Source organism: Telluribacter roseus, assembly GCF_017355915.2.
Classification (GTDB): Bacteria; Bacteroidota; Bacteroidia; order Cytophagales; family Spirosomataceae; genus Telluribacter.
On record NZ_JAFEUV020000026.1, the window covers coordinates 25,207 to 35,941 of the forward strand.

At 47.5% G+C, this 10,735-nt stretch carries 3 protein-coding genes; all 3 read right to left on the reverse strand.

Going from position 1 to position 10,735, the window contains the following annotated elements:
- Positions 1 to 400: 400 nt before the first annotated feature.
- A complete protein-coding gene (locus JTN23_RS25050; RefSeq protein WP_247237862.1) occupies positions 401 to 4,915 on the reverse strand; it encodes a PKD domain-containing protein in 4,515 nt (1,504 codons plus the stop codon).
- 878 nt (positions 4,916 to 5,793) lie between these two features.
- A complete protein-coding gene (locus JTN23_RS25055; protein WP_247237863.1) occupies positions 5,794 to 8,610 on the reverse strand; it encodes a PKD domain-containing protein in 2,817 nt (938 codons plus the stop codon).
- A gap of 519 nt (positions 8,611 to 9,129) precedes the next feature.
- Positions 9,130 to 10,735: PKD domain-containing protein (locus JTN23_RS25060; protein ID WP_247237864.1), on the reverse strand; the 1,606-nt coding region annotated here is incomplete at its 5' end.

A 10,735-nucleotide genomic window follows, 5' to 3' on the forward strand; every position in this document is an offset into this window, starting at 1 on the left:
TTGCTTACCGTTAGATGTAATTCTCTTTGCTAAATAAATAAATAAAGGTGGGAGTCAAGAGGTTCATTTAGTAAAAAGTCCGGATAAGTGTTATTTTATTAGATACGTCATAAATTTTGATAGAAAAGTCAAATATCGATATTTAAAATACCTCATTAATTGACTGTAAATCAACAGGTTCGTGCGTGTTGCCTAACGGTCAATTACGATAATGAGAAGATATTTGATCGGCTGTGTCAGGTTACAAATGGGAGGTGGGAAGGTAAGCACAAAGTATGAGTTAGATAACCTTTTAGTCTATGAGTATTTGTTAGAATATTCTATAGTACCTAATTGAGAAAAAGCCTGCTATCATAGCAGGCTTTTTCTCAATTAGGTACTATAAAACGGAATAAGGGTGTTACTCAGCCTTGATCAGCTTATAGGTTTTTAATTTTCTACCAGCTCCTATGTGTAGTATGTACATACCCGGTGCTACCTCTTTCCCTAGGGTGATAGTCTGTTCGGCTTGTAGATCTTCCAGTTGCATCACTACCCGCCCATTGACATCAAAGAGAATAGCTGGTAGCTTACCACTTCCTTTCCCTTGCACCTGCAGGGTGATGGTTTCGGCGAATGGATTAGGATAGTACTTCACCTGTAGGCCCTCAGGTTCTGACAAACTCTCAAAGCTAATTCTAGCTGCAGATGTATTTGTAATCTTGAAGCTGATGGAGAGGGGAGTACCGGCCGTACCCGTAGCACCTCTTTCGGTGTAGGGTGTACCTGTTAGTCGGTAATCCCCCACCGCCGGTGTCCAAGCGTTATAGTTGCCTCCTTCGTCTCCGAACAGCGAGTAGGGGAAGCCAGTCTCTATCTGAGTCCGGCTCTGCTGACCACTGAGGACCATCTTTACACTGCCCACCCGGTCAGGATTGGTGTTGGCGCGGATGCTCAGGTTACGGGTCGGTAAACTGGCCAGATCAAGTACATCACTAGCTGTCAGCTCCCGGATGGGCTGCTCGTTATCGGCATTCATTAACGTGAAGCTTACTACGGCACCGGCATCCTCCACGGTTCGGGAAGCTGATGCATAATTCAGCGCTACTATTTCAAGGGCGGATACCTTGGGGTTATTTTCAGATCCTTTTTTGAAATCGATATTCAGAGTACCATCATTAACGTTTACATCAAAGGACTCCTGAATAGCTTTGAGAGGGCCGCCGGCTTTGGCAGCGATATCATATTCTGATAGTTTTCGTTGCCCCTCTACATCAACGTTGAACTTCCGCGTGCCAGAGCCTTTAACTCCCAGGTAAGTTTCAGCAAAGTGCAAAATCACTCTGTAGTTGCCGTTATTCACAGGGAAGTTATAGGAGAAATTACCATAGCGTTCGGTCCGGTATAGAGGATCGTCGTTGGTATTTATAATATCAGCATTACCAGCATTATAGGTGTTTCCACTACTGTGATGGGCATCCGCGATAAATTGTTTTTCATCGGAAGTGATATAGCTGCTTCCTCCCGCATTTATTCGGTATACTACCACCGGATTAACCTCAGGCTCATCTATTACACTGAAGTTAATGGACAGTGCAGCTCCTGAGGAACCGGTAGCACCGGGACCGGTATAAGGAGTAGCCGTCAGAGTATAATCTCCTAGTGATGGTGTCCAGGCGTTGTAGTCACCATCTTTATCGCCAGTCAATGCATAGGGGAAATCTGTTTCAGTCCGAACATTAGTTTCCTTCCCATTGAGCACAAACTTTACACTTCCTACACGAGTGGGATCTGAATTGGCACGGATGTTCAGGTTCCTGGTTGGTAGTGTTGTCAGGTTTAGTACATCATTAGCTGTCAGCTCACGTATCGGCTGATCTGTATCAGCATTGATAAGTGTGAAACTTGCTACTGATTCAGCTAGAGAAGGGTCAGGATTTACTCTTACTGAGACTTCATCATGTGCAGTGGCACCCTGATTATCTGTTACTGTCAGGCGGAATACATAGCTACCAACAATTAATTCACTTGCGGTAAGGCTGGCGGAACTCGCGTCGTTTAGCTTTGCTTGGCTAGGGCCACTCTGTTGACTCCATTCATAGGAAGCGATACTACCGTCATGATCACTGGCCGAACCCGTCAGAGTGATACTGGAGGTAGGATGGGTAATAGTTTTATCTTCGCCGGCATCGGCACTTGGCGCCTGGTTCGCAGCAGGCTTTACGGTAACGACTGTTTCATCGAATACTGTTGCACCCTGGTTGTCGGTCACCGTCAGGCGGAAGACGTAGGTACCCGCTACCAGATTACTAGCAGTCAGCGAGGATGTGTTAGCTCCGTTTAGGTTAGCTGTGTTAGGGCCACTCTGCTGACTCCACTCATAGGAAGCGATACTACCATCATGATCACTGGCCGAACCCGTCAGAGTAATACTATTGGTAGGTAAGGTGATAGCCTTATCCGAGCCGGCGCTAACTGTAGGAGACTGATTCGATGAACTACCTACAACATCAAAACTAATGGTAAGAGAAGCCCCTGCGGTACCCTTAGCATCTTCGCCAGTATAGGGAGTAGAAGTGATTACATAGCTGCCCTGATCTGGCGTCCAGGCATTGTAATTACCATTTTTATCACCAAACAATGAGTACGGAGAACCGGTTTCTATTTGAGTCTTTCTTTGCTTTCCACTTAGTACAAATTTAACGCTACCTACTGTAGATGGATCAGTATTAGCACGAATGTTCAGGTTTCTGGTCGGTAGGGTAGATAAGTCAAGAACATCCTTATCTGCTAAGTCGCGGATTGGCTGCTCGTTGTCAGCATTGATCAGAGTTAAGGTTACTACACGCTGATCAGCCACTACCTTAACAGCTACATCATCATAATCGGAGGCACCCTGGTTGTCTTTCACCGTCAGGCGGAAGACGTACGTACCAGCTACTAGTTCACTGGCGGTTAATTGGGCGGTGTTGACTCCACTTAATTTAGCTGTGTTAGGGCCGCTTTGCTGACTCCACTGCCAGGAGGCAATGCTGCCATCAGAGTCACTGGCTGTGCCATTTAATGTAACGCTGCTAGCTGGCAGAGTAATGTTCTGATCAACTCCTGCATTAGAAGTTGGGGGCTTATTAACAGTTGTTTGGGAGTTTCTCTGAACCAGTACAACCCAATCCTCACTTGACTCGGCTGGTGGATTTCCCAACGGTTTGGAACCATTACCTACAAAAGAAGTAACTGATCCGTTCTGTAGAGCACCTGTACGCGGATTGTACCACTTTACTGTATAGGTTGCATTGGTATTGATGGTAATATTGGCAGTGCCTCCGGCTTTAAGATACACAACATACACATGTCCATCTTTACCTAGCATAATCCCTTTGCTAACATTAGTCAGTAGAGTTACTTCACCCATTGGCACGTAGGTACGAAAGAAGTTCAGGGCATGTCTGGTATAGCGCCACATCTTAGCACGTGAGCGGAAATCCTGAGCGGTGAGGTCAGTCTCGCCAGTGTTGTATCCAAAGTAGTACTCTACGCCGGCTCCCAAAGCCATGATATTTCCCCAGAGTGCGTTTTTTCTTATATCATTTTGGTTATCAGCTATGGTTCCTCTGTTCCCCGGGTAATCTTCATCAGCTGCTACACCTTTTTCTCCAGGCGTTTGTTCATCATTAGCTACTACCCATTTTTTTCCGGCTTTGGCAGATTGCTCTACCCATTTTTTTGTTTCCTGGTATACACTTCCTACGGCTACTTGAAGTGCAGCGCCTGTATATTTAGAGCTATTGCCTAACAAAGGGGTGTATACTTCATCCTGCTCTCCGGGGTATGTATGAATAACGACATGATGCTTGTAGGGGTCATTGCGGGAGAAGTACTCTGCCATGTCTTTGCGCTGCTGTGTGGCTTGTTGGTTCTCCTCCCCCATGTTCCAGTTCAGAGCCAGGTGGTGACCGAAGCGCGCGATCAGCTCCCGGTAGTAGAGCTTGCGCAGAGTGCCCAGGTCTCCTCCGTCCAGCATTCTGTCGTTTTCCTTTTCCTGAAACTTAAAGTTCATGTACATGCCTTTGGTGTCGGCATGCTCAAACACCTTCTCCCACTGCTCGAGCTTGGAGCAGTCAAAGCGGGTGTAGTCGCTGGTATTCAGGTAAGGGTATACATTTCGGTCATCCCCGTTGATGTTCATGGTCAGGAAGGAGAAGGCATTGAGCCCCTGACCGGACAGATAGTTGATGGCGCCGATGATGCCCTTGCCCTTGCCGTCCTTCCAGGTCGGATCACCCGACTGCCAGTCCTGCAGGTGAGGGCGGTATGTTTTCCTTCTACTACCATTATTAGGAGTATTATCAAAGTCTTCGTAGGCCAGGAAGTTCTCGGGAGAGTCTACCCCTCCCTTGAGGAAGTACTCGCCCGTCTCGGCAAACTGCAGGTAGTGCTGTCCTACGTAGCGCAGGCGGCCTTTGCCCCTAAGGTCCACTCCTCCCTTATCAGTAGGGGCAATGGTGAAGGAGCCGCTCTGGCCATCCACCGGACTGACGGCACTGCCGGCATTCGGATCTTCGCTCACGGCAAGGTCAGGTCCTGTTCTCATGGATACAGAGTAGGTCCAGGTGCCTACTTCATCGGGGGCGAAGTGCACCTTCCACACGTTACCGGCCGAAGCGCTGGTCTGGGCAGCATTACCATCGGCGGCAAAGTAGCCGGGCACCAGGTAGGATTTGGAGCCGTTGGAGAAGGTGACGTTGAGGCGGTAGTTGAGGAATGGGTTGTCGGAAGCGGTTTCAGAGGAAGCCGGTCCGTCGATGAGCAGCGTGATCTTGTGCCATTTTTTTAGCTCCCCCTGTACGGTCACCTGGCCGGTGCCATTGTTGACAAGGGTGGGAAAGGGTATACCAGCGGCCTTTCCGGTTGTAGGTAATACTACTAGTAGAATCAAAAAATGAACTAACAGCTTGATCTGTTTAGCCTTTCTTACTACATACTCCTCCATTTCAGATGATTTAAAATATAAAAAACGATTGATTTAATTCATTCAGTTAAATATTAATGTGTGAGATGGGTATGGATATAGTTTTCTTATCTGGGTAGTGGTGTCCTATCCATTATTTTAAATTTAATTCATGTAAGACATTTTAGCAGGTATTGACAACAGTGGTCAATCATGCCTGCTTTTATCAAAGATGCAAGTATTTAGTCCGCATAGGGTATTGACTTGTAGTCTTTAACGATATTGTGTCAATCAATTTCCGGAATAAACTACCTGCGTAAAGAGGGATCTGTCTTGACGGGTTAGATAGGGTCGAGCAGTACAATAAAATGTTACGTACCGATAAATAAAATTCTCTACCGCTAAATAAATAAATGAAAGTTGAAGGGGTGAAATATAATTTAGTAAACGGTCATAAAGTATAAAAATTTAGTAAATATGTTATAATAAAAGTCATTAAATTCATATAGTTATGTAAATGTGAAAATCGCCTAATTGACTAATAGTCAACACATAAAATAGCGATTCTAGGCATATTTTATCAAATATCATACCATAGTGAAAGAGTCATGGAGAATATAAAATGAATTATTTTGTAACTGATTGTATAGCTAAATACTTTCGTAGTAGGCTTATTAATTATTACAATAATATTACTATTGGTTACAAATTTGATTTTAGAAAAAAGTAAAGTTATGTATTTACCACGCTGGAATTCGATAGTAACTGGTAGTATATTTACTAGTAACTAGTAGTAAATCAACAAGCTGAAAGAAATAGCCTGCTACACTTAGCAGGCTATTTCTTTCAGCTTGTTGATGATTTTTCTACTGCGTTTTGATTAATTTATAAGCTTTTACTTTGCTACCAATACCAACATGTAAAATATATACTCCAGGTACTAATTCTTTACCCAGTTTTATATTTTGCCTGGTTGGTAAATCATCCAGTTGCATGACTACCTGGCCCCTTGTATCGAAAAGTACAGCAGGTATTTTGCCTGATTCTGCTCCGTTAACCTTTAGAGTAAAGGATTCGGTAAATGGATTAGGATAATACAGAACCTCCGGATGCTCTACTTCATCGACCGCTTCGGCTGCTATACGGGATGCGGATTGGTTGGTTACTCTGAAACTGATGGTTAATGGAGCTCCTGCGGTGCCCCTGCCCCCCCCTTCGGTATAGGGGGTACCGATTAGGGTGTAGTCACCTACTGCCGGGGTCCAGGCGTTGTAGTTGCCTCCCTCGTCGCCAAACAGCGAGTAGGGAAAGCCCGTCTCGGTCTGCGTGTGTCTCTGCTGACCACTCAGGACAAGCTTCACGCTACCTACCCGATTAGGATTGGTATTGGCCCGAATGCTGAGGTTACGGGTTGGCAAACTGGACAGGTTAATTACTTCATTGTGCATCAGATCACGAATAGGCTGATCAGTATCTGCATTCATCAGGGTAAAACTTATTACCTGCTGGCCTGTAGCAGGGTCGGGCGACACGGGCTGATCTACAACGGAGAAATTAAGCGTGAGAGGAGTACCAGCGGTACCTGTTGCGCTTCTTTCAGTATAAGGTGTACCAATCAACGTGTAGTTACCTACAGGCGGTGTCCAGGCGTTGTAGTTGCCTCCCTCGTCGCCAAATAGCGAGTAGGGGAAGCCCGTCTCGGTCTGCGTCCGGTTCTCCTGACCACTCAGGACAAGCTTTACGCTACCTACCTGCTCGGGATTGGTATTGGCCCGAATACTCAGATTGCGGGTCGGCAGCGTTGATAGATTTAGCACATCATTAGGAACCAGATCGCGCAGCGGCTGGTCAGTATCCGCATTAATGAGTGTGAAGCTTACCAGTTGCTGCCCTGTTGAACCTGGTGGATTATTCACAGGCTGTTCTACTACCCGGAAACTGATCGTCAGCGGAACGCCTGCGGTACCGTTGCTCCCCCCTTCGGTATAAGGAGTAGCTGCAAGAGTATAGTCGCCTACTGCCGGGGTCCAGCTGTTGTAGTTACCTCCCTCGTCGCCATACAGTGAATAAGGAAATCCGGTCTCTACCTGGGTCCTGCTCTCCCTACCACTCAGGACAAATTTTACGCTACCTACCCGATCAGGATTGGTATTGGCCCGGATGCTCAGGTTGCGGGTCGGTAAGCTGGACAGGTCAATTACGTCATTGTGAACTAGATTGCGGATAGGTTGTTCGGTATCTGCATTGATTAGTGTGAAGCTTGTGACCTTATGATTTTCATCTGGAACAGGCGCTACAGGCTGATCAATAACGGAGAAGTTCACCGTGAGAGGAGTACCTGCAGTACCATTGCCTCCGCCCTCGGGAAAGGGAGTACCTGCAAGGGTGTAATCGCCCGGTGCCGGTGTCCAGGCGTTGTAGTTACCTCCCTCGTCGCCGAACAGGGAGTAAGGAAATCCGGTCTCTACCTGGGTCCTGCTCTCCCTGCCACTCAGGACAAATCTCACGCTGCCTACTCGTTCAGGATCTGTGTTAGCACGGATGTTCAGGTTCCTGGTCGGCAGTCTGGCCAGGTTAATTACATCATTGGGGACCAGATCACGAATGGGCTGTTCGGTATCAGCATTGATCAGCGTGAAGCTTGTGACCTTTTGATCAGCAATACTGGGGGCAGAGTCTACCCTAACCGTGACATCATCAGTAGCTGTACCCCCTTGATTATCGGTGACGGTCAGTCGAAAAACATAGGTACCAACTACCAGATTACTCGCGGTTAATTTTGCCGTGTTGGCGTTGGTAAGCATCGCCTGGCTAGGTCCGCTCTGCTGGCGCCACTGGTAGGAAATACTACTGCCTTCGGGGTCGCTGCCTGAACCGGTCAAAGTAATACTGCTGGCAGGTTGAGTGATGGTTTGATCCGATCCGGCGTTAGCGGTAGGCGGCTTGTTAGTTACTACATCTCCGGTACATCTGGTTTCTGGATTAGACAGGCTCAGAGCGGTAGAAGTGGATACAGAAGAATGGTATAGCACCAGCCGGTCGATCAGGTGACCGTCCGAGCGGGCCGAGATCTGGATCTTGTAGACGCCCGGCGCGTTGAATTCGGCCACGATCTGCAGGTTCTCCCTATCACTGGTAAAAGAGTTCCAGTTCCAGTTAAGGCCACCATTAGTAAACACCTTAAACCAGCCTCCTGATCCGGCTCCGTTGGGATTAGGGGTTTTACCACTTCCGTACGGATAAACGGTACGCGCGCCCGTGGCGTAGAAATTACTGGCGTCGGGCATGCGCAGCCAGGAGTCGTTATGCTCGCTGCCCAAGTCACCTTTGCCGACTTTGTTATACCAGCGGAAATAATACCTACCCGTTTTAGTGATCCTTACAGTAGTCTCGATCAAACCGACGCCCGGCGTAGAGAAGCTGGGCGCGCCAGTCCACTCGATGTAGCCGCTGCCCGTATAGCCACTAGTGGAAGTCCTTTTTTGCCAGCCTGAAGGCAGGTTCAGACTTTCGGCTTGTATTACGACCAATCCGTTTCGCTCCACAAAAGGAGCATCGCAGGTTTCTACAGCTTTGATGGATACATTTTCAGCATAGGCTATTGGGAATAGGGCTGCCAGAAATATGAAATAGTAGGTATATAGCCTGAATGGGTTGAGCTTTTGTAATAGTTCCTTTTTCATAAAAGTCCTTTTAACAGTTATACAATTAATTCAACCGATTGATGGATCAATAGTGGATAGTGGAGGTAGAGAAATGCCTATGTCTGTTTGCAGAGCATTTATCAAGTTCCACTTCGTACTTTGGGGGACACCTGATACTACCCGGGACGTACCTTATGACAGGTTGAAAAGAGCTGAAAAAAAACGAAGCGCCACATACCATTACAGAAAAGTTTTAACCTGTAATAATGATACACGTTGCTTTGTTTGGCGAAGCTTAGAAAAAGTATTATTTTAATTTAAATGTTTATATTCTTTGTTGGATTAATTATATTTATATCCTTGGGCAGTGTTTATTAATTGACTGTAAGTCAATACGTTGTGTTTTAAAATTCTCTTGTATGATACCGGTAGACACAAATGCAAGAGCCTATTAAAAAGGAATCCATCTACTTATTATGAGTTGCCCAGCAAAAAAAGAGCCTGCTATCATAGCAGGCTCTTTTAAATCAATTTAGCTCTTTAAATTGATCAGGCGTATTATTCGGTCTTAATCAGTTTGTAAGTTTTGACTTTTCTGCCGGCTCCTACATGCAGGAAGTATGTGCCCGGGGCTACTTCTTTACCTAAGGTAATAGTTTGCTCAGCTTGCAGGTCTTCCAGTTGCATTACTACTCGGCCAGTGACATCAAAGAGAATAGCTGGTAGCTTACCACTTCCTTTGCCCTGCACCTGCAGGGTGATGGTTTCAGCAAAGGGATTAGGATAGTACTTCACCTGCAAACTCTCGGGTTCTAACGGATATTCAAAGCCAAGCCGGGCTATGGATTGATTAATTACGCTGAAATTAATAATAAGGGGTGTACCAGCCGTACCTTTGGCGCTTGCCTCGGTGTAAGGAGTAGCCGTCAGGCTGTAGTTGCCCAGTGCGGGTGTCCAGTTGCGGTAGTTACCATTATCATCACCAAACAGAGCGTAGGGGGCGCCCGTCTCGGTCTGGGTACGATTCTGTTTGCCACTCATGACAAACTTCACACTGCCCACCGGATAAGGTTCTGTATTAGCCCGGATGTTCAGGTTGCGGGTCGGCAAGGTAGCCATGTCAATCACATCGTTAGGCACCAGGTCACGGATAGGCTGTTCTGTATCAGCGTTTATCAGTGTGAAGCTCACTACCTGCTGAACAGTTGGTGCGGCATTCACTTGTACGCTTACCTCATCATGAGCGGTGGCACCCTGGTTGTCGGTGACCGTCAGGCGGAAGGTATAGGTGCCTGCTACCAGATCATTAGCTGTCAGCGAGGCTGTGTTAGCGTTGACCAGGGTGGCTGTATTAGGTCCACTCTGCTGCGTCCACTGGTGAGCAGCGATGCTGCCGTCGGGATCATTACCTGAGCCAGCCAGCGTGACCGTGTTGGTAGGTAGGGTGATGGTCTGGTCTGCTCCTGCGTTAGCCGTTGGTGCCTGATTGGCCGGTGCGGCATTCACTTGTACGCTTACCTCATCAAAGCCAGTAGCACCCTGGTTGTCGGTGACCGTCAGGCGGAAGGTATAGGTACCTGCTACCAGATCATTAGCCGTCAGCGAGGCTGTGTTGGCGTTGACCAGGGTGGCTGTATTAGGTCCACTCTGCTGCGTCCACTGGTGAGCAGCGATGCTGCCGTCGGGATCATTACCTGAGCCAGCCAGCGTGACCGTGTTGGTAGGCAGGGTGATGGTCTGGTCTGCTCCTGCGTTAGCCGTTGGTGCCTGGTTGGCAGCCAGATCTGTTACGCTGAAATTAATAGTAAGAGGTGTACCGGCGGTACCTTTGGCGCTTGCCTCGGTGTAAGGAGTAGCCGTCAGGCTGTAGTTGCCCAGTGCGGGTGTCCAGTTGCGGTAGTTACCATTATCATCACCAAACAGAGCGTAGGGGGCGCCCGTCTCGGTCTGGGTACGATTCTGTTTGCCACTCATGACAAACTTCACACTGCCCACCGGATAAGGTTCTGTATTAGCCCGGATGTTCAGGTTGCGGGTCGGCAAGGTAGCCATGTCAATCACATCGTTAGGCACCAGGTCACGGATAGGCTGTTCTGTATCGGCATTAATTAGTGTGAAGCTCACTACCTGTTGGGTAGTTGGTGCGGCCGGATGTACAAGTACG